Here is a 21,277-nt window from a genome sequence, read left to right on the forward strand (position 1 = left end):
CCCCGGACTGGGACCCAGCGTTACGCTCCGGGCTTGAGCCCGGACTGGAACCCGGCGTTGCGCTCCGGACTTGGACCCGGACTGGAACCCAGCGCTGCGCTCCGGACTTGGACCCGGACTGGAACCCAGCGTTGCGCTCCGGGCTTGAGCTCCGGGCTGGAACCCAGCGTGGCGTTCCGGGCTTGGGTCCGCCTTGGGTCGCGCGACTTGGACGGGTGAACGGCCCGGGTCCCCTCTCGGGGGCCGGGCCGTTCTCGTACGCGCGCTGCTACTGCGGGACGGACTCCTCGACCTGCGAGCGGCGGAACATCCGGGTCGCGGTGATCTCGCCGTGAATCGCCTCGCCCTCCGCGCTCGGCTGCGGCAGCCCCGGGCGCAGGTGCTCCTCCACGCTGATGTACTTCAGCCCGGCCCGCAGGTCGGCGTCGTTGCGCAACCGGATGACCAGCGGGAACTCCGCGAGCGCGGTCGTGTCGAACAGACCGGTCGTGTACAGCAGCTGGACGCCGAGGGCGTCCGATACCGCCCGCTGGAGCTCCAGCAGGTACGTGGCGTTGGCGCGGCCGATCGGGTTGTCGAGGAACAGCGTGCCCGCGTGCCGGTGCTTGTCCCGGCCCCGGTCGTTGGAGCGCAGCGCGGCCATCGTGCAGTACAGCGCGATGGCGGCGGTGAGGAGCTGGCCGCCGGAGAAGACGTCGCCCATCTGCCCGACCGGTACGCGCTCGGCCCGCAGCACGGCGTCCGGCTTGAGGATCTCGACCGCGATGCCCCGCGGCTCGAGCGCGGCCTGAACGCCCCGCAGGAGCAGGGACATTCCGTCCCGGCGCATGTCGGAGTTCTTCTTCACGGCGGCGCGGGTCGCCTCGTCGATGACCTCACCGAGCCGCTCGGTGAGGGTGGCCTGGTCCGGCTCCTCGAAGCGGATCCGGAGGAACTCCTGCCCCGACCACTCGCCGAGGCCCTCGGGCAGCCGCGACAGGCGCTGCGCCGAGCGGAGCGTGGTCAGCGCCGACTCCACCAGTCCGCGCAGCCGGTCGACGATGGAGTCGCGGTTGCGCTCCAGTTGCTCCAGCTCGTCGGTGAGGACCCGGAGGCGGGGCGCGAACGCCTCGGCCCACTTCGCGGCGTGCTCGGGCAGCGCGGCGGCGGGCAGTTCGCGGATCTGCTGCCGGGCCGGGGTGCGGACCTGCTCGTAGCGGGTGGAGTTGGCGTGCCTCACGAGGATGTCGCCGGCTTCGCGGACCGCGGCGTCGGCCGCGGAGAGCTCGGCGGCGCAGGCACGCAGCGCGCGGCGGGCCTCGGCGGCGGTGTGCCGCGCCTCCTCCAGCGTGCCGGGGTACGTCTCCGGGCCGTCCTCCTCGTCCTCCCCGTGGTCGCGCAGCAGGTCCCGCAGCAGCGCCGCGGTCTCGTCGAAGCCGCCCGCGGCGTCCTCGGCGGTGCGGTGGGCCCGCAGGAGGCTCGCGTGCGCGGTGCGCGCGGCTTCCAGGGCATCGCTGCGGGCCGCGAGTTCGGTGGTCGCGGTACGGAGCAGGGCCTGGGCCTGCTCGACGTCGGCGGGGACCTGGTCCTCGGGCAGCTCGGTGTGCGACTCGCCGTCCTCGGGGGCCAGCCTTTCGGCCTCGCCGCGGAGCCGGCCGAGCTTCTCGCTCGCCTCGGACGCACGGGTCTCCAGCATCTGGACCAGGGCCTCGGCGCGGGCGGCGGCGGCCTGGCGGGACGGCCCGTCGGCGCCGTCCGTGGATTCCAGGAGCTGCTCGGCGCGGGTGCGGACCTTGTTGGTGAGGCGGTCGAGCTCGGCGAGGGCGGCCGATTCATCGCTCTCGGCACGGGCCTGTTCGGCGCGCAGGTCGGCGCCGACACCGACCTTCTCGTACAGCTGGGACGCGGCGCGGTACGCCTCGCGGAGGGTCGGGAGCGCGGTACGGGGCGCGGCCTCGTCCTCTTCGGGAAGCTGGTCGGGAGCGCCGGCGATCTCGGCCCGCTCGGCGCGCAGGGCGCGAGCGGTGCGGTGGGCGTCGTCGGCGGCCCGCTGGGCGGCGCGGCGGTCCTCGTCGGCGGCGCGGGCCCGCTCCAGGCAGGTCTGGGCGCGGGCCTCGGACTCGGCGGCGTCGTCGGCCAGTTCACGGAGCTTGGCCTGCCAGGCGGACCGCTCGCGCAGCCGGAACGCCAGGCCGGCGAGGGCGTCGGCGACACGGCGGGCGCGCTGGGCGGCCTCCTGGCGTTCGTCCCGTACGCGGGCGGCGTCGGCGGCGGCCTCGTCGGCCTCCGCCCGTACCGTCCGGGCCTCGGCGAGCGTGGCCGCGGCCGCCTCCGCGGTCTCGCGCGCGGCGGCGGCGACGGCGGCCAGTTCGGCGATCATGCCGGGCGGGCAGTCGGCTCGCCACGAGCCGATCCGGGCGGCGAGCGAACGGTCACCGGTGAGCCGGGCCGCGAGCGTACGGATCTCCTCGTCGCGGGCGGCGGCGCGGGCGCGCAGGGCGTGCCGCTCCTCGTCGGCGGCGTGCTCGTCGTGCATGGCCGGGTTCGGCGGGACGAGGAAGACGCCCGTGTCATCGCCGGACTCCGGGCTCGGGACGGGCGCGAGGAGCGCGGCGGCGGTGCCGACGGCGACGGTGGAGCGCGGCAGCAGGGCCGCCGTGCTCAGCACCTCACGGGCGCGTGCGTACGAGACGGGGTCGGTGATCACCACGCCGTCGACCAGCTCGGGGCGGGCGGCCAGGACGGCGGCGTGGTCGGCGGGGTCGACGGCCTGGGCCAGATAGCGCCAGCCGGGGAGTGCGGGGATGCCCTGTTCACCGAGGTACTCGACGGTGGCGAGCACGTCCGGTCCCGGCGGCAGCAGTCCGCCGTCGCCGAGGGCGCCGAGGATGCGGGAGTCGTCGGCGGCGGCGGTGCGCAGGTCGAAGAGCTGACGCTCGGCGGAGCCGATGGACTGGTCGAGCAGTCGGCGGAGCTCGTCGGCGTACCGGTCGAACTCGGTGACGGTGAGCGGGCCGGGGGTTCCTTCGGAACCGGAGTCCGGCGGGCCCGCGAGCCCGAGGGCGGCGCCGGGGGCGGCATGCGCGCCCGAGCCGGGCTCGCCGGACGCGATGCCTCGCGCGTCCGGACCGGCGACTCCGTGCGACCCCGTCGTCCGTCCGGCGCCGCCCGGCACGGCGTTCGGGCCGTCGGCGCCCGCTCCCGGGTCGGTCTCCGCCGCACGCTGGCCCGGGAACGGGGAGGTCGGCCGGGCGGTCGGCAGGCTCAGGAGTTCGGCCAGGCGTGCGTCGGTGGCGAGGGACTCGGCGGCGCGGCGTTCCGCGTCGTAGGCGTGCTCTGCGGCCTCGGCGGCGTCCGTGGCGCGGGCCGCGGCGAGTTCGGCGCGGGACTCGGCCGCCGCGGCCTCGCGGGCGTGGTCGGCGGCGGTGCGGGCCGCGTCGCGGGCCGCGTCCCAGGCGGCGACGGTGGTCTTCTCGGCGTCGCTCGCGGCGAGGGCCGCGCGCGCCGGGTCGGCGTCCGGGGCGGTGTCGTCGAGCCAGCCCGCCCGTACCGCCTCGGCGGTCTCCTGCTCGACCTCGGCGAGGCGCTGCCGCAGGTGTCCGGCCTCGCTGCGGGCGCGCTGGGCCTCGGTCGCGGCGGCGGTGGCGTCGCGGTGGGCGGTCTCGCCCGCGTCCTGGAGAGCCGCGGAGCGCTCCTCCTCCTCGGCCGCGTGCCGCTCACCCTCCTCGGCGGCGGCGTGCAGGGCGCGTACGAGATCGGCGGCGGCCTCGGCGCGCGCGGCGAGCGCGGGGGCGGCGTCGCGCTCGGCCTCGCGGATCGCGGCGGCGACGCGCGCTGAGCGGTCGCCGGCCGCCCGGTTGCGGAGCACGGCCTCGGCGGCCTGCCAGGCGGCGTGCAGCGTGCGCGCGTCGGTGAGCTCGCGGCGCTGGGAGGCGGCGCCCTTCTCGGCGACGGTCAGCGCCAGGGAGGCGTGCCGGTACGCCAGTTCGGCGGCGATGAGGGAGCTGCGGCCGCGCGCGGTCTCGGCCTCGGAGACGGCGTGCGCGGCGGAGGTGACCTGCTGGGCGAGTTCGGCGGTGCGGCCGCGTTCCTCGGTGGCGCGGGCGGAGAGGCGGCGGGCGAGCGTACGGGTGCGGCGCTCGGACGCCGCGTGGACGTCGCGCGCGCGTGCCCGGGTCCCGGCGGCTTCGACGATCCGTCCGAGGAGGTCGACGGAGCCCGCGGTGAAGTCCCGCTCGGCGGTGAGCTCGGCGCGCCGGCCGAGCTTGTTGCCGAAGCCGCCGACCAGGTCGGCGAGGCCGTCGGTGTCACGGGTGTCGGTGACGGCCCGCAGGAGCAGGTCGGTGAAGTCGGAGTCCTTCTTGACCGCGAAGAGGCCGGCGGCCTCACCCTCGTCGGCGTTCATCTCCCGCTGGTAGCGGAAGAGTTCGGGGTCGAGACCGAGGTCGCCGAGGTGCTCGTTCCAGCGGTCGTGGATCTCCTCCCAGTAGACCTCCAGGTGCGGGTACGCCTTCCCCGCCTCCGTGAGGGCGTCGCGGAAGCCCTTCATGGTGCGGCGGCGGCCCTGCGCGCCGGAGGCGCCCTCGACGGGTGCGCGGACGGCGGTGGACTCGGCGACCGGGAGGTTGTCCAGGCTCAGACCGGGTCCGGGGCGGAAGGAGTACCAGCCCTCGGCGAACTTCCGCGGGTCGTTCGAGACCTGGCGGCCGCGCCACTCGCTGGCCTTGCCGACGACGACGAGCTCGCCCGTGAGGGTGTGCTGCCACTCCAGGGCGACATGGCCGCAGTCGTCGGCGAGCAGGAACTTCCGGAGCACGCCGGAGCTTGCGCCGCCGAGGGTGTTGCGGTGACCCGGGAGCATGACCGAGAAGATCAGCTTCAGGAGGACGGACTTGCCGCCGCCGTTCTCCAGGAAGAGCACGCCGGCGGGCGCGGGGCGGCGCGGCGGGCCGACCGGCTCCTCCTCGAAGAACTCCGCCTGGGTGGGGGCGGGGTGGGGCACGGGCGCGCCGACTCCGCGCAGGTCCAGGACGGTGTCGGCGTAGCGCGCACCGGCGGGACCGATGGAGTAGAGGCGGACCCGGGACAGCTCGTACATGGCGGCGGACTCTCGTCGACTGGTTCGGTGATGACGCGGGGCGGTGGCGCGGGCGGTTACGCGTGGAAGGGCAGGCCGGCGTCGGCGGCGAGCTCCAGGTCGTCGCCGTCGGGCGGCGGGAGGAGGGTCGCGGAGCCGTCGCTGACGGGGACGACGCCGAGGTCGAGGAGCTCGGCCATGGCGGCGCTGCCCGCCATGTCACGCACCTGCAGCTGGTAGCGGGCGGTGGTGCGGTAGGCGCCGCCGGCGTCGTCTCCGGTGCGCTGGAGGAACCCGGAGTCGGTGAGGAAGGCGACGGCCTTGCCGACGATGCCGGTGGTGGAGCCGGCGAGACGGCGGGCGTCCTTGGTGGCGCCGGTGGAGCTGCGGCGGGCGTAGATCCGCCAGGCGGCCTCCAGGCCGGGGGCGTCGGAGGCGGGGTCGGTGTTCTCGCCCTGTTCCTCGGCGCGCTCTTCGAGCCGGCGGCAGGCCTGGCGTACGAAGGAGTCGACGCCGTTGACGGTGAGGCGGCCGATGTAGCCGTCGTCGGCGAGGTCCTCGGGGCGGGGGAAGGCCATGGCGGCGACGGCGAGGTGGGCGAGGCCGTGCAGGAATCGGTCGGCGGAGTCGGTCGAGGCGCGGCGGGCGTAGTCGCCCATGCGGACGGCGAAGACGGAGTCCTCGCCGGCGGTGACGGCCATGCCCGCGCGCGGGGAGACCTCGAGGACGACGAGTCCGAGGCCGGTGGCGACGGCGTCGGCGAGGCGCGCGAAGGCGGGGTCCTCGCGGTAGCGCCGGAGCAGCTCGGCGTACTCGGCGTCGCGGGCGGGCAGCAGCTTGGGCTGGAGCCCGAACGAGACGAGCCGTGCGGCGTCGGCGGCGTCCGCGGGGGTGACGGCGGCGGCCGCCGCCGGGGTGTGCGGGGGCTCCGGCTCGCTCCACGCGTCGGCGTGCTCGGCGTGGTGTTCGCTCACGGCTGGGGCTCCTCGGTGGGGGTGGTCGGCGGTGCGGTGGGGACGGGGCGCGGCAGGGGCAGGCGGACGGGGGTGACGCGCACTGCCTTCCGCCGGGGCGGGACCTCGCCGGAGGCGCCTGCGGGGGCGCTCAGCCGGACGGCCCGCACGGAGGGAGCCGGACCGCGGCGCGCCGGCGCGGGCGCCGACACGACCCCGATGGCCATGACGGGCGCGGCGGGTGTCCCGTCGGCGGCGGCCGGATCGTCGCCGCTCGGGAGCGGGGCGGAGTCGGCCTCCTCCGCGAGGGGCCGCACGAGCGGGCCCTGGGCCGGGAGCCGGGGCCCCGCCGGGAGGGAACTCCCGACCGGAGGCGGATTGTCGACCAGGGGCGCACGCCCGCCCGCCGCAGAAGCAGCCACGACCACGGACTCGCCCGGAAGGCGGATCCCATCGACCGGCTTCCCGTCGACGACCGACGGCCCGGCCGTGCGGGCAGCCTCAGCCAGCGGCAGACCGTCGACCAGGGGCGCACGCCCGCCCGCCGCAGAAGCAGCCACGACCACGGACTCGCCCGGAAGGCGGATCCCATCGACCGGCTTCCCGTCGACGATCGACGGCTCGGCTGCGAGAGCGCCCTCGGCCGGGGGCCGAGCCTCGCCCGATGGCGCGTGATCCTGCGGGGACGGCGGCTGGGGCAGCGTTCCCGTTGCCGCCTGGTCCGTGGTCATGAGGCCTCCGTGCGGTCCGCCGCCATGCCCAGTGCGTCCAGGAGCGCCGTACCCACTATCAGGTCGGCACCGCCGAACTCCGGGTCGTCCAGCTGCGTGCCGTCGTCGACGGCGAAGAGCAGGCGCTCCTCGCCCTGGCGGTACGCGGTGCCGACCGGGGGGCTCGCCGCGTGCACGGCGAGGAGGGCGACCAGGTACGGCAGGTCGGGGTCGCGACGGCGGGCGTCGGCGAGGAGGCCGGAGAGGCGCCGCGGGGCGTCGTGCTCCAGGTCGAGCAGCTCCATCGCGCTCGCCAGCTGCTCCTCGCTGAAGCGGCTGTCGTCGGGGGTGGCGATCAGGTCCGGCTCGGGCATCTCCGCGCCGAGGTGCTCGCGCTCGACCGGCGGGGTGAGCAACATCTCGACCAGGTCCCCGACGCGTACGGATGCGGGGGTGCGCAGTCCCGTGCCGCGGGCGAAGAAGGCGTCCGTGACCCTGGTCGCCTGTTCGACGGGGAGCGGCAGGATCGGTGCGACGAGCTGCCCGTACAGATCTATCCCCGTGTACGAGGTGGGCGCGGCGAAGGCCTGCCGGTCCTGCTCGGCGCGGAAGAGCGGGCCGGCCTCCAGGAGGCGGGACTGGAGCTGGGTGTGGCGGCGGATGCAGTCCTTGACGATGTCGACGAGCTCGGCGGCGCGACGCTTGTGCTCGGCGTCCTCGGCCTCGTCGCGGGCCTTGCGGATGTTGGTGAGGATCGCGTTCTCGTGGCGGTAGCGGTCGGCGACGTGGTCGAGCGCCTCGGCGATCATGTCGGGCACGGCCTGCAGCCAGTCCACGGCGCGGACGTTGCGCCGGGTCGCCTCCAGGGTCTTGCGGAGGGTCTCGGCGTACTGCACGGTCCGGTACCGCGCCTGCTCGGCGGCGAGCTGGGCGTCTGCGAGCCGTCCGCGGCTGATGAGGACCTCGAGCTTCACCTCGGCCGCGATCTGGGCGCTGGTGACGTCGGTGTCGAGGGCGCCGACCAGGACGTTGACCGCTTCGTCGGTCGTACGGAGGTAGACCCCGCCGCCGTAGCCGGGGACCTCTTCGATCAGCTTGAAGTCGTAGTCGCGGCGGGTGTAGACGCCGTCGGCGCCGAAGGTGCCGTAGACGGCGCGGAAGCCGCGGTCGACGCTGCCGACGTTGATCAGGTTCTCCAGGACCCAGCGGGCCACCCGCTCGTGTTCGGCGGCGGCGCGGGCGGGGGCCTGGGCGGCGACGCGGGGCAGGAGACGGGCGACGATCTGCTCGTGGTCGGCGCCGGTGTCGAAGTCCATGTTGAGCGTGACGAGGTCGATGGCGGCGAGGGCGACCTCGGCCATCGCGTAGACCGAGTACTCACCGGCCAGGTTCGCCTTGCGGGTGTCCAGGTCATGCAGCGGCGCGGTGCAAGCGAGCGCGCGGAGGCGCCGCGCGAGCCCTTCGTCGGCGGCCGGGCCCTGCGCGGGCCGCGGCCCCGCGCTGAGCTGGGGCGGAACGAGGTCCGTCGAGGCAGGCGAAGTCACGGTGCACAGATTAGGTCCTCGCACCGACAACGGTCGAAACGGCGCAGATGCCCCCCGCGGCGCAGCGGGACGTGGTAGCCCGGGTGCGAACCGCCCCGCTCAGGCCTCCAGGGTCTCCGGCTCCTCGACCGCCTTGGCGTAGACCTCGACGATGCGGGTGCGGGAGTCGTCGAGGTAGCGGGCCAGGAGGCGTTCCGCCGTCGTGCGTTCGCCGGCGAGCAGAGCTTCCAGAATCTCCCGGTTTCGTACGAGATAAGGCTCATGGAGGCCGCGAGGGTCGTCGACGATGTGGAAGGCGAGCCGGAGTTCGGCGAGGACCCCCCGCATCAGCTCGTCGGTGCGCGCGCTGCCGGCCAGGGCGACCAGTTCGCGGTGGAAGTGGATGTTGGCGGTGGAGACCCCCTTCCAGTCCGCGGCGCGGGCGGCCCGCTCACCCTCCTCGACCGCGGCGGCGAGGCCGTCGACGGCGAAGGGCGGCTGCCCGAGTTCGCGGACGACCGCGCATTCGACGAGGCGGCGGGTGCGGTAGATGTCGGCGACGTCCTCGACCGCGAGGACGCGCACGAAGACGCCCCGGTTGAGCTGGTGGACGAGCAACCGTTCGTGCGTGAGCAGCCGGAACGCCTCGCGCAGCGTGTTGCGCGAGACGCCGAGCGCGCCGCCGATGCTGTCCTCGGAGAGCCGGGTGCCGGGCGGGAAGAAGCCCTCGGCGATGCGGGTGCGCAGGATGTCCGCCACTCGTTCCGCCGTGCTGGTCCGCCCGAGCAGCGCCCGGTCGTCCGCCAGTTCGTCGATTCCGCCCACTGCGTCCGTTCCCTCCGTCGTCCGTGGCCGAGTCAATCGCAGGTGCCTCGCGGAAACAAGAACGTGACGACATACCTCTTGTCGGATCGTTCAACGATCCTCTACGTTGACGGCACCGCACGGTTCTTCAGTACGTCCTCAGGCACGCCTCCCCCTCTGCGAGGTGCAGATGAGCACGACACAGACCCAGCAGCAGACCCAGGGCGAACGGCCCGACGACACGGGCGCGTTCGCCTGGCTGCGGGCCCTCGGGCCGCGCGGCCGCCGCGCCTTCGGCGGCGCGTTCGGCGGATACGCCCTGGATTCCTACGACTTCTTCACGCTGCCGCTGTCGATGGTGGCCATCGCCGCCTACTTCTCCCTCGACAAGGGCCAGACCGGCCTGCTGACCACGGTCACCCTCGTCGTCTCGGCGATCGGCGGCGCGCTGGCAGGCATCCTGGCCGACCGCATCGGGCGCGTGAAGGCGCTGATGATCACGGTCATCACCTACGCGCTCTTCACCGTGCTGTGCGGCTTCGCACCCAACTACGAGACCCTGCTGGTCTTCCGGGCCCTCCAGGGCCTGGGTTTCGGCGGCGAGTGGGCGGTCGGCGCGATCCTGGTCGCCGAGTACGCCTCCGCCAAGCACCGGGGCCGTACCCTCGGCGGCATCCAGAGCGCCTGGGCGGCCGGCTGGGCGCTCGCGGTGATCGTCTACACCCTGGTCTTCCAGTTCGTCGACGCCGACATCGCGTGGCGGGTCATGTTCTGGACGGGCGCCCTGCCCGCGCTCCTGGTGGTCTACGTCCGGCGGAACGTCGAGGACGCCCCGCAGGCCGCCGAGATCCGGCGCGCCTCCGCCGAACGCGGCTCGTTCACCGCCATCTTCAAGGGGCCGCTGCTGCGCACCACGCTCTTCGCGGTGCTCCTGTCGACCGGTGTGCAGGGCGGCTACTACACCCTCGCCACCTGGGTCCCCACGTTCCTGAAGACCGAACGCGGTCTGACGGTGGTCGGTACCGGCGGCTATCTGACCTTCCTGATCTCCGGGGCCTTCATCGGCTATCTGACCGGGGGCTACCTCACGGACCGGCTCGGCCGGAAGAAGAACATCGCGATCTTCGCCGCGCTGTCGGCGCTGTCCGTCCTCGCCTACACCAACATCCCCTCCGGGGCGAACACGCTCCTTCTGGTGCTCGGATTCCCCCTCGGCTTCTGCATGTCGGCCATCTTCAGCGGCTTCGGCTCCTTCCTCGCCGAGCTGTACCCGACGGCGGTTCGCGGTACGGGACAGGGCTTCACATACAACACCGGGCGCGCGGTGGGCGCCGTCTTCCCGACCCTGGTGGGTTTCCTCGCCGAGAGCTGGGGCGTCGGCGGCGCGCTGATCTTCGGAGCCGTCGGCTACGGACTCGCCGTCCTCGCGCTGCTCGGGCTTCCGGAGACCAGGGGAAAGGAACTGGTATGACGTCCACGCCGGTTCTCGACCCGCGGGCGGCACGCGCGCGTGCCCGTGCCGGATCGACCGCCCCGACGGCCGGCTGGGCCCCCGGCCACGCGCAGGCCAACCTCATCTCGGTGCCTGCGGACTGGGCGTACGACGTTCTCCTGTTCTGCACCCGCAACCCCAAGCCGTGCCCTGTCCTGGACGTCACCGACCCCGGGTCGTGGACCACGGAGCTCGCCGTCGGCGCGGACCTGCGGACGGACCTCCCGCGTTACCGCGTCTGGGAGCACGGGCGACTTGTCGACGAACCGACCGAGGTGACCTCGTACTGGCACGGCGACCTGGTGTCCTTCCTCATCGGCTGCAGCTTCACCTTCGAGGGGTCGCTCGCGGAGGCCGGGGTACCGCTGCGCCATGTCGACCAGGGCCGCAACGTCTCCATGTACGTCACCGACCGGGCGTGCCGGCCCGCCGGGCGGCTGCACGGGCCGATGGTCGTCTCGATGCGCCCCGTTCCGGCCGGCCTCGTCCCCACCGCGCGACGGCTCAGCGGACTCCTGCCCGCCGTGCACGGAGCGCCCGTGCACGCGGGTGATCCCGCGGTGCTCGGCATTCGCGACCTCGACCGCCCCGACTTCGGGGACGCGGTCGTGGCGGAGCCGGGGGACGTGCCCGTGTTCTGGGCCTGCGGGGTCACCCCACAGGCCGCCGTGACGGCCTCGCGTCCGCCGTTCGCGATCACCCACGCGCCGGGGCGGATGCTCGTCACCGATGTGCGCGACGCCGAGTACCGCGTCGCGGCCTGACCCGCACCACCACGCCCCGGGAAGGAAGGAACCGTCACCATGACCTGGGCTTCGATCGATCTCAACGCCGACCTCGGAGAGGGCTTCGGCCGCTGGACGCTGACCGACGACGAGGAGCTGCTCTCGGTGGTCACCAGCGCCAACGTGGCCTGCGGATTCCATGCCGGGGACGCGGTCACCATGCGGCGCGTCTGCGAGCTGGCGGCCGCGAAGGGCGTACGGATCGGGGCCCAGGTGTCGTACCGCGATCTGGCCGGCTTCGGCCGGCGCTCCATGGACGTGCCGGCCGAGGAGCTGGCGGCCGAGGTCGCGTACCAGATCGGCGCGCTCCAGGTCTTCGCCAGGGCGGCCGGTTCGGCGGTCTCGTACGTCAAGCCGCACGGCGCGCTGTACAACCGGGTGGTCCGCGACGAGGAGCAGGCCGCCGCCGTCGTGGACGGGGTGCGCCTCGCCGGGGGCAGGCTGCCGGTGCTCGGTCTGCCCGGCTCGCGGCTGCACGAGGCCGCCGAGAAGGCCGGCCTGCCCGTCGTCGCCGAGGCGTTCGGCGACCGGGCGTACACGGCGGACGGCTCCCTGCTGCCACGGGGTCAGGAGGGGGCCGTCGTCACCGATCCGGCGGAGGTCGTCGAACGGTCGGTGTCCATGGCCCGGTTCGGCGTCGTGACCGCGCACTGCGGGCGTTCCGTCGCCGTCCGGGCCCGGTCGCTCTGTCTGCACGGGGACACCCCGGGCGCGGTCGGGCTCGCTCGTCGGGTGCGCGCTCAGCTGGAGGCCACCGGAGTCAGGGTGGAGGCGTTCGCGTGAAGGCGCGGCGCGTGTACCGGGTGGGAGAGCGGGCCCTGCTGGTCGAGTTGGGGAGCGGCACGGAGACGGAGGCGTTCCACGCGGAGCTGCTGCGCCGGCGGGCGGGCGGTTCGCTGCCCTCCGTACGGGAGATCGTGCCGGCGGCGCGGACGGTGCTGCTCGACGGGGTCGACGCGCCGGACCTGCTGGCCGGCCAGTTGCGGGAATGGTCGATACCGCCGCTCCACGCGCGCGTGGAGCGGGCCGTCGAGGTGCCGGTCCGCTACGACGGTCCTGATCTGGCCGAGGTGGCCGCGCTGTGGGGGGTGTCCGTGGAGACGGCGGTACGGATCCACTCGGGCACCGAGTTCCGGGTGGCGTTCTGCGGCTTCGCGCCGGGCTTCGGCTATCTCACCGGGCTCGGCGAGCAGTACCAGGTGCCGCGCCGGGCCACTCCGCGCACGGCGGTCCCGGCCGGATCGGTCGCACTCGCGGGTCCCTACACGGGCGTGTACCCCCGCTCCTCCCCCGGTGGCTGGCAGGTGATCGGCTCCACGGAAACAGTGCTGTGGGACGCGGACCGTGAGCCGGCCGCACTGCTCACGCCCGGCGCGCGGGTGCGTTTCGTGATGGAGAGCCGGTGACCGATCGTGCGGTCGCCGTCGTACGGGCCGGAGCGCTGACCACGGTGCAGGACCTGGGGCGCACCGGGTACGCGCATCTGGGCGTGCCCCGCTCGGGGGCGCTGGATCCGGGCGCGGCCCGCCTGGTGAACCGCCTGGTCGGCAATCCGGAGGCCGCGGCGGTCCTGGAGACCACGGTCGACGGGTGCGCGGTACGGCCCCGGTGCGCGGTGACCGTCGCGGTGGGGGGCGCGCCGTGCCCGGTCACCGTCGACGGGCGCCCGGTCGCCTGGGGCGCGGCCGTACGGGTTGCGGCCGGGGCGCTCCTCGAGGTCGGCGCGGCCACCCGCGGCCTGCGCTCGTACGTGGGGTTCGGTGGCGGGGTCGCCGTCGAACCCGTCCTCGGCAGCCGCTCCAGCGACCTGCTGTCCGGGCTCGGCCCGGCGCCGCTGGCCACCGGAACCGTGCTGCCGCTGGGAGTGGAGTCGGCCGTACGGGGGTCGGTCGACACTCCCCCCTGGCCGGGCCCGCCGGACGAACTCGTCCTGCGGGTCCGGCTCGGGCCGCGGCACGACTGGTTCACACCCGCGGCGCTACGCATCCTCGCCACGCGCGCGTACCGGGTCTCCTCGGCGAGCAACCGGATAGGGCTGCGCACGGAAGGGCCGCCGTTGGCGCGTGCCCGCACCGGCGAACTCCCCAGCGAGGGCATGGTCCTGGGCGCGGTCCAGGTGCCGCCGGACGGCCGACCCGTGGTCTTTCTCACGGACCATCCGACGACCGGCGGCTATCCGGTGGTGGCGGTGGTACGGGAGTCCGACCTGGCGGCGGCCGCGCAGGCGGTTCCGGGTACGGCGGTGCGGTTCGTGCCGCTGCGCTGAGCGCCGGGGTTGCGGAATCTCGTACCGGAGGCCGCTCACGAGCGGGCGGGGCCGTAGCCTCCCCCGCCCGGGGTCCGCAGGACCAGGACGTCGTCCGGGCCTACCTCGGTGGCGTCGACTCCACCCAGGTGCTCGACGGTGCCGTCGGCGCGCTCGACCAGGTTCTCCCCGAGCGCACCGGGCTCCCCGCCGGCCATGCCGTAGGGCGGCACCCTGCGGTGGCCCGTCAGCAGGGTCACGGTCATCGGCTCCAGGAAGCGGACACGGCGTTCGACGCCGTTGCCGCCGTGCCACCGGCCGGTTCCGCCGCTGTCCCGGCGCACTGCGAAGGAGTCCACCCGGACCGGGTGGCGCCACTCCAGGATCTCGGGGTCGGTGAGCCGGGAGTTGGTCATGTGCGTCTGGACGGCGTCGGCCCCGTCGAAGCCGTCCCCCGCGCCCGAGCCGCTCGCGACCGTCTCGTAGTACTGCACGCGCGCGTTGCCGAAGGTGACGTTGTTCATCGTGCCCGAGCCTTCCGCCTGGACGCCGAGGGCCGCGTACAGGGCGCCGGTGACCGCCTGGGAGGTCTCCACGTTCCCGGCGACCGTCGCCGCCGGGTAGGCGGGCGCGAGCATCGAGCCGGGCGGCACCCGGATGTCCAGGGGTTCCAGGCAGCCGCTGTTGAGGGGGATGTCGTCGTCGACGAGGGTGCGGAAGACGTACAGGACGGCGGCCATCACGACGGAGGTCGGCGCGTTGGCGTTGCCCGGCTGCTCGGGGGACGTGCCGGCGAAGTCGAGGACCGCGGAGCGCCCTTCGCGGTCGACGTGGACCGCGACCTGGACGACCGCGCCGCCGTCCGTCTCGTAGCGGTACGAACCGTCCTCGAGCCCGGCCACGATCCGCCGTACGGACTCCTCCGCGTTCGCGCGCACGTGCCGCATGTAGGCGTGCACGACATCAAGGCCGAACTGTCCCACCATGGTGCGCAGTTCCTCGATGCCCTTCTCGTTGGCGGCGATCTGGGCGCGCAGGTCGGCGAGGTTGGTGTCCGGGTCGCGGGAGGGGTACCGCGCTCCGGCGAGCAGCGCCCGCGTCTCGTCCTCGCGCAGCCGCCCGTCCCGTACGAGCAGCCAGTTGTCGAAGAGGACGCCTTCCTCGTGGACGGTCCGGCTGAAGGCGGGCATGGAGCCGGGGGTGATGCCGCCGATCTCGGCGTGGTGTCCGCGCGAGGCGACGAGGAAGAGCAGCGCGTCCCCGGCATCGTCGAAGACCGGTGTGACCACCGTGACGTCCGGGAGGTGGGTGCCGCCGTGGTAGGGATCGTTGATCGCGTAGACGTCACCGGGGCGCAGGGAGTCCCCGCCCCTCCGCAGCACCTCCTTGATGGATTCGCCCATGGAACCGAGGTGGACGGGGATGTGGGGCGCGTTGGCGATCAGGTTGCCCTCGGCGTCGAACAGGGCGCAGGAGAAGTCGAGTCGCTCCTTGATGTTGACGGAGTGGGCGGTGTTCTCCAGGCGTACGCCCATCTGCTCGGCGATCGACATGAAGAGGTTGTTGAAGACCTCGAGGAGGACCGGATCGACATCCGTGCCGACCGCGACACGTACCGGGCGGGGCCGCGCCCGGGTGAGGACGAGGTGTCCGCCGTCGCCCGCCGTGACCTGCCAGCCGGGGTCGACGACGGTCGTCGCGTCCGCCTCGGCGAGGATCGCGGGGCCTGCGACGGTGTCCCCGGGGCGCAGGTCCTCCCGCCGGTACAGCGGGGTGTCGCTCGTCGTGGCGGTACCCGCGCCGTACATCCGTACCGTCGCCCGAGGTGTGGGATCCCCGTCCCGTACGCCCGTCTCGACGGCCACCGGGCCGTGCGGTCCGGCGGTGCCGACGGCCTCGACGGAAACGGCCTCGACGACCAGCGGCCGGTCCATGGTGAAGGCGTAGCGTGCGCGGTGGAGGGCCTCGAACGCCTCGGCCATCTCCTCGGCGGCGGCCAGGTCGACCTGGAGGCTCGCGTCCGTGCCGGCGTAACGCAGCAGCACGCGCGCGTGGGTGGTGATCGCGGAGTCGGGCAGGCCGTCGGCGCGCAGCTCTCCCCTGGTCCTGTCGGCGAGTTCGGCGCAGAGCTCCGTCACGCCCGCGTGCGTCCCGGGGGCGTGGAGCTCCGCCTCGACCGACTGCTCGCGCATGGCGGTGGCGTCGGCGAGGCCGATCCCGTACGCCGAGAGCACACCGGCCAGCGGCGGTACGAGGACGGTGTCGACGCCCAGGGCGTCGGCGACGGCGCAGGCGTGCTGGCCGCCCGCGCCGCCGAAGCTGGTGAGGGCGTAGCGGGTGATGTCGTGGCCGCGCTGGACGGAGATCTTCTTGACGGCGTTGGCCATGTTGAGGACCGCGATCTCCAGGAAGCCGGCGGCGACCTCCTCAGGGGTGCGGCCGCCTCCCATCTCCCGGGCGAGGGCGGTGAACTTCTCGCGTACGACGGCGGCGTCGAGCGGCTGATCCCCTTCCGGCCCGAAGACAGCCGGGAAGTGGTCGGGCTGGACGCGGCCGAGCATCACGTTGGCGTCGGTCACGGTCAGCGGGCCGCCGCGGCGGTAGCAGGCGGGGCCGGGGACGGCGCCCGCGGAGTCGGGGCCGACACGGTAGCGCCGGCCGTCGTAGTGGAGGACGGAGCCGCCGCCCGCGGCGACGGTGTGGATGTTCATCATCGGGGCGCGCATCCGGACGCCGGCGACCTGTGTACCGAGTTCACGCTCGAACTCGCCCGCGTAGTGCGACACATCGGTGGACGTGCCGCCCATGTCGAAGCCGATCACCCGGTCGAACCCCGCCTGTTCCGAGGTGCGGGCCATCCCGACGACGCCGCCGGCCGGTCCGGACAGGACGGCGTCCTTGCCGCGGAAGTGGGCGGCCTCGCGCAGCCCGCCGTTGGACTGCATGAACATCAGCCGGATCCCGGCGAGTTCGCGGGCCACCTCGTCGACGTACCGGCGCAGGATCGGGGAGAGGTAGGCGTCGACGACGGTGGTGTCGCCACGGGGCACGAGCTTGATGAGCGGGCTGACCTCGTGGGAGCAGCTGATCTGGGTGAAGCCGAGCGCACGGGCGCGGGCGGCGATCCGGGTCTCGTGGTCGGGGTGCCGGTAGCCGTGCATGAGGACGACGGCGGCGGAGCGGTAGCCGGCGCGGTGGGCGGCGCGCAACTCCTCGGCGACGGCGTGCTCGTCGAGCGGCGTGACGACACGGCCGTGGGCGTCGACCCGTTCGGGTACCTCGATCACCCGCTCGTACACGGCCTCGGGGAGCACGATGTGGCGGTCGAAGAGCCGGGGACGGTTCTGGTAGGCGATGCGCAGGGCGTCGCGGAACCCCTCGGTGACGAGGAGGACGGTCGGCTCGCCGCGCCGCTCCAGGAGGGCGTTGGTGGCGACGGTCGTGCCCATCTTGACGACGTCGATCCGGTCGGCGGGGACCGGCTCGTCGGGGCCGAGCCCGAGGAGGAGTCGGATCCCCGCGACGGCGGCGTCGTGGGGGCGGGCCGGGTCGTGGGAGAGGAGCTTGCGGGTGACGAGCCGCCCGTCGGGCCGTCGGCCCACGACATCGGTGAAGGTGCCGCCACGGTCGATCCAGAACTCCCAGCGCCCGGTCATTCCCCCATTGTGGCCACCGGGGCGTCCAGCGACACCGCCGCGAGGGCGGCGGACAGGGCGTGTTCGGCCCGCCGGTCGAGCCTGGCGCCGGTGCCGCCCGCCCAGTGGCGCAGCTCGGAGCCCGCCAGGTGCAGCAGCTGGGGCAGCAGGTCGTGGCAGCGCCGGGCGACCCAGCCGGTTCCGGCGGTGGCGAGCCAGAGCACCGCCTCCGCGCGGGTCGGCGGGGGCTGTTCGGGCTCGGGCGAGGGAGGCGTGCCGAGGGCGAGGCCGCGGGCGGCGAGGAGGGTGTGGAACCGTGCGGCGATGGCCCGGTGGCCCCGCTCGCCGGGGTGGAGCCGGTCGGCGCTCCACAGCGACCGGTCGTCGGTCCACTGCGCGTCGGCGAGATGGAGATGGACGGCGCCGTAGCGGTCGGACACCGCATGGACGAGGGCGTTGACGGCCTTCTGGCGCCGGGCGAGCGGACGGGCGAGCGGGGCGGGGAGGCCGAGCATCCGGCCGGGGTCGGGCAGACACGCGGTGAGGAGTACGGCTCCGCCCGCCGTGAGGTCCGCGCAGACCCGGTCGAGACGGTGGGCGAGTCGGGCTATGTCGAAGGTGTGGCGCAGGGTGTCGTTGACCCCGACGACGACGGAGGCGAGGTCCGGCCGGAACGCCACGGCCTCGGGGGCCTGCTGCTCGGCCACCTCCTGACTCTGGGCCCCGCTGACGGCGAGGTTCCGGAATTCGACGTCCTGCCCGGGCCCGGCGAGCCCCGGGGCGAGCAACGCCGCCCAGCCGCGCCAGGCCCCGTCGACACGGTCCCCGACGCCCTCGCTGAGGGAGTCCCCGAGGACCACGAAGCGAAGAACCGCGGCGGGCGCGGCTCCGACCGTCGGGGGCACGTCCCGGCCGGCTGCGGGGGAAGAGGACGCGGCGTCGTGGTCCCGGCGTGGGGCGGGAAGCAGGCCCACGCGCGCGTGAAGGGTCTCGACCGATTCGGGCGGCCAGGTCTCCACCGGCCCCGCCGGCCGGGCGACGCACACGTGGGCGGCCTCGGCCTGGCCGAACGTCCGGGCGCTGCCCAGCGTGACCGGTGTACCCGCGCCGGTCTCCACCGGCCCCGCCGGCCGGGCGACGCACGCATGGGCGGCCTCGGCCTGGCCGGACATCCGAGCGCTGCCCAGCGTCTCGCGCACACCGCCGCCGGTCTCCACCGGCCCCGCCGGCCGGGCGGCGCACGGCGTCTCGGAAGCGTCAGTCGTCACTACGGTGTCCAACGACTCCGGGGTGCCCGCGGTCCGCGGGAACGTGGTGGTCATGGCCGGGCTCCTTGCGGCGGGACGAGGATCGATGCCGGGGCCGCGTCGTGGGCCTGGAGGAAGGCGGCGATCGAGCGGTCCCAGCCGAAGAGTTCGGCACGCGCGCGTGCCGCCGCGCGGCGCTCCCGTTCCGGGCGGGCGAGCAGCGCACGGATGCTCGCTGCGAAGGCGGCCGGGTCGTCGGCCGCACCGGCGCCCGCGTCCCCGAGGACCTCGGGAAGTGCCGAGGAGGCGCTGGCCACCACCGGGGTGCCGCAGGCGAGCGCCTCCAGCGCGGACAGGCCGAACGTTTCGGCAGGCCCGGGGGCCAGGCACAGGTCGGCGGCGGCCTGGAGGTCTGCCAGGGTCTCGCGGTCCGCGACATGCCCCAGGAACCGCACCGGCAGCCGTTCGTCCCGCGCCCGGCGCTCCAGCGCGGCCCGCATCGGCCCGTCGCCGGCCACGACGAGCGCGGCCCGGACTCCTGCGGCGCGCACATGGGCGAGCGTGTCCAGCGCCGTTCCCGGCCGCTTCTCCACGGAGAGCCGTGAGCACATCAACAGCAACACCCGCTGGCCGTCCGCGTGCTTGGCCCGCAGGACGGTGCTGCGCCGCCCGGGCCTGCAGCGGTCCAGGTCCACGCCGAGCGGCGCACGTACGACATTGCGGGCCCCGATCCGTACGAACTCCCGCTCCGCCCACTCCGTCGTGCACACGATCCGTGAATACGCCCAGGCCGTACGGCGATTGAGCCGGTCGGCGGCCCGTGCGGCGGCGGACGAAGGCACACCCCAGGTCCGCAGCACTCCGTCGGCGGTCTCGTGGGAGACCATCACCGAGGGCACCCGGGCGCGCCTGGCCCACTCCCCCGTCCACCGCAGGGTCGTCCGGTCGGAGACCTCCAGACGGTCCGGGGCGAGCTCTTCGAGAAGTCGGCGTACGCGCCCCCGGTCGGCGAGGACGCGGTAGCCGCCGGTCCCGGGCAGCACGGGGCCTGGCAGGGTGATGACCCGCCCCTGATCGGTGATCTCATCGCTCCCTACGTCTCCGGGGACGATCAGGACGGGCTCGTGCCCGGCCGCGAGGTAGCCGCGGCCGAGCTGTTCGAGTGCGGTGCGCAGGCCGCCGGAGGTGGGGGTGACGAAGTTGGCCAGCCGCACGATCCGCAGCGGCCGGCGCCCGCCGCGCGCCTCTGCCCCAAGGGCGTCCGCACCATGAGCGTCTGTGCCGAGGGCGTCCGCGTGAACGACATGCCGGCCGACGGCACCCGTAGCGGGGAGATCGCCACTGAGGACGTCCGTGCCAAGGGCGGCCTCGGCGAGGGCACCGGCCCCGACGTCGTCCGCACCGGCGCCGTCCCACCCGAGGGCAGCCGTCCCGGGAACGTCAGTGCCGACGGCACGAGTTCCGTGGACGTCCGCGCCCAGACTGCCCACGCCCGGGGCGGACGCGCCGAGGCCGCCCCTCCCCCGGACGTTCGTACCGGTGCCCTCCACGCCTGCGCCGCTCCTTCCGGTGACGCTCATGCCGCAACCGCCGTCCGCTCGCGCAGCACCTCCAGGTAGTGGCCGATCAGCTCGTCGCCGACGGCCTCCCAGGTCCGGTCCTCGACCGCCGCCCGCCCGGCGCGCCCGTACGCGGCCCGCAGCGCCGGTGCCGCGGCGAGCGCGGCGACGGCCTCCCGCAGCGCGGTCGCGTCGTCCGGCGGGACGAGGAGTCCGGTCCTCCGGTGATCGACGAGGTCCAGCGGACCGCCGGCGGCCGGGGCGACCACGGGGACGCCGCTCGCCATCGCCTCCTGCACGGTCTGGCAGAAGGTCTCGTACGGGCCGGTGTGCGCGAACACGTCGAGCGAGGCGAAGATCCTCGCCAGGTCCGTCCCGGTGCGGCGGCCGAGGAACTCGGCGCCGGGGAGGGCGCTCCGCAGGCCGGGACCGCTCGGGCCGTCGCCGACGACCACGACCCGGACGCCGGGCAGTCCGCACACCCCGGAGAGCAGTTCGACCCGCTTCTCGGGGGCGAGGCGGCCGATGTAGCCGACGAGGAGCTCGCCCCCGGGGGCGAGCTCGCGGCGCAGGGCCTCGTCGCGCAGCTCGGGACGGAAGCGCACGGTGTCGACGCCGCGCCGCCAGAGCCGTATGCGGGCGATGCCGTGCCTCTCCAGGTCGCGCGCGGCCGCGGTGGACGGCGCGAGCGTGCGGTCGGCGGCACCGTGGACGGCACGGAGCCGCCGCCAGGCGGCGCCCTCGCCCGCGCCCACATAGGTGCGGGCGTAGCCGGCGAGGTCGGTCTGGTAGACGGCGACGGCGGGCAGTCCGAGTCGACTCGCGGCGGCCATGCCGCGTACGCCGAGGACGAAGGGGCTCGCCAGGTGCACCAGGTCGGCCCGGTGTGCGGCGATGGCGGCGGTGAGGCGGCGGCTGGGCAGCGCGACGCGCACCTGCGGATAGCCGGGCAGAGGGAGGGAGGGTACGCGCACCACGGGGCAGGGCGCGTCGGAGTCCACGGGGTCGGCGGGTCCGGTCACGGGTACGGCCGGGGCGATGACGAGCGGGGAATGACCGCGGCGGACGAGGTGGCGCGCGGTCTGCAGGGCGCAGTGCGCCACACCATTGACGTCGGGTGGGAAGGATTCGGTGACGATGACGACACGCATACCGGTGTTGTCGTCGCGCCCGGCGTGTTCCCGCCGACGTTGATCTGGACGCGCGGGGAACGTCCCATGAGCGTTTGCCCCGCCGGGCCGCCGGCGCCCCGAGCCCTGGCCGCACAC

General features: G+C 74.6%; 14 protein-coding genes. 5 read left to right on the forward strand and 9 right to left on the reverse strand.

Annotated features, from left to right (window positions below; genetic code table 11):
* Positions 1-268: 268 nt before the first annotated feature.
* From ACZ561_RS18350 to ACZ561_RS18370, 5 genes are all read right to left on the reverse strand, one after another.
* Positions 269-5,077, reverse strand: a complete 4,809-nt coding sequence (locus tag ACZ561_RS18350; protein ID WP_470995969.1) for a hypothetical protein — start codon at positions 5,075-5,077, stop codon at positions 269-271.
* A gap of 56 nt (positions 5,078-5,133) precedes the next feature.
* Positions 5,134-6,030, reverse strand: coding sequence for a hypothetical protein (locus ACZ561_RS18355; protein ID WP_470995972.1), 897 nt, complete (start codon positions 6,028-6,030; stop codon positions 5,134-5,136).
* The gene (locus ACZ561_RS18360) at positions 6,027-6,740 is read right to left on the reverse strand and encodes a hypothetical protein (protein WP_470995975.1); all 714 of its coding nucleotides are present in this window, start codon (positions 6,738-6,740) and stop codon (positions 6,027-6,029) included. The genes ACZ561_RS18355 and ACZ561_RS18360 overlap by 4 nt, the downstream gene beginning before the upstream one ends.
* Positions 6,737-8,263, reverse strand: coding sequence for a hypothetical protein (locus ACZ561_RS18365; RefSeq protein ID WP_470995978.1), 1,527 nt, complete (start codon positions 8,261-8,263; stop codon positions 6,737-6,739). Before ACZ561_RS18365 ends, ACZ561_RS18360 begins: the two co-directional genes overlap by 4 nt.
* A gap of 99 nt (positions 8,264-8,362) precedes the next feature.
* Entirely contained in the window at positions 8,363-9,067 is a 705-nt protein-coding gene (locus ACZ561_RS18370; RefSeq protein WP_470995981.1) for a GntR family transcriptional regulator, read from the reverse strand.
* Positions 9,068-9,236: 169 nt separating this feature from the next.
* On the opposite strand from ACZ561_RS18370, the gene ACZ561_RS18375 reads away from it, so the two are divergent.
* The 5 genes from ACZ561_RS18375 to ACZ561_RS18395 are packed head-to-tail and all read left to right on the forward strand — an operon-like array spanning position 9,237 to position 13,589.
* Complete coding sequence (locus tag ACZ561_RS18375; RefSeq protein WP_470995983.1) at positions 9,237-10,517, forward strand: MFS transporter; 1,281 nt, start codon at positions 9,237-9,239, stop codon at positions 10,515-10,517.
* On the forward strand, positions 10,514-11,302 hold the full coding sequence (locus ACZ561_RS18380; RefSeq protein ID WP_470995986.1) for a putative hydro-lyase: 789 nt from the start codon (positions 10,514-10,516) through the stop codon (positions 11,300-11,302). Before ACZ561_RS18375 ends, ACZ561_RS18380 begins: the two co-directional genes overlap by 4 nt.
* A 39-nt stretch (positions 11,303-11,341) precedes the next feature.
* A complete protein-coding gene (locus ACZ561_RS18385; protein ID WP_470995989.1) occupies positions 11,342-12,106 on the forward strand; it encodes a LamB/YcsF family protein in 765 nt (254 codons plus the stop codon).
* On the forward strand, positions 12,103-12,729 hold the full coding sequence (gene pxpB, locus ACZ561_RS18390) for a 5-oxoprolinase subunit PxpB (RefSeq protein ID WP_470995992.1): 627 nt from the start codon (positions 12,103-12,105) through the stop codon (positions 12,727-12,729). The genes ACZ561_RS18385 and pxpB overlap by 4 nt, the downstream gene beginning before the upstream one ends.
* Positions 12,726-13,589 (forward strand): 5-oxoprolinase subunit C family protein, encoded by an 864-nt coding sequence (locus tag ACZ561_RS18395; RefSeq protein ID WP_470995995.1) that lies wholly within the window; start codon positions 12,726-12,728, stop codon positions 13,587-13,589. Before pxpB ends, ACZ561_RS18395 begins: the two co-directional genes overlap by 4 nt.
* Before the next feature lie 35 nt (positions 13,590-13,624).
* On the opposite strand, the gene ACZ561_RS18400 is transcribed toward ACZ561_RS18395, so the two are convergent.
* The 4 genes from ACZ561_RS18400 to ACZ561_RS18415 all read right to left on the reverse strand — a co-directional run bounded on the left by ACZ561_RS18400 (position 13,625) and on the right by ACZ561_RS18415 (position 21,160).
* Positions 13,625-17,224 (reverse strand): hydantoinase B/oxoprolinase family protein, encoded by a 3,600-nt coding sequence (locus ACZ561_RS18400; protein WP_470995996.1) that lies wholly within the window; start codon positions 17,222-17,224, stop codon positions 13,625-13,627.
* Positions 17,221-18,525: an SGNH/GDSL hydrolase family protein gene (locus tag ACZ561_RS18405; RefSeq protein ID WP_470995998.1), complete on the reverse strand. Its 1,305-nt coding sequence runs from the start codon at positions 18,523-18,525 to the stop codon at positions 17,221-17,223. The genes ACZ561_RS18400 and ACZ561_RS18405 overlap by 4 nt, the downstream gene beginning before the upstream one ends.
* Positions 18,522-19,673: a glycosyltransferase gene (locus ACZ561_RS18410; protein WP_470997144.1), complete on the reverse strand. Its 1,152-nt coding sequence runs from the start codon at positions 19,671-19,673 to the stop codon at positions 18,522-18,524. Before ACZ561_RS18410 ends, ACZ561_RS18405 begins: the two co-directional genes overlap by 4 nt.
* Positions 19,674-20,026: 353 nt before the next feature.
* Entirely contained in the window at positions 20,027-21,160 is a 1,134-nt protein-coding gene (locus ACZ561_RS18415) for a glycosyltransferase family 4 protein (RefSeq protein ID WP_470996000.1), read from the reverse strand.
* Between the last annotated feature and the right edge of the window lie 117 nt (positions 21,161-21,277).

The sequence above is a fragment of the Streptomyces sp. NPDC039609 genome (assembly GCF_055596705.1).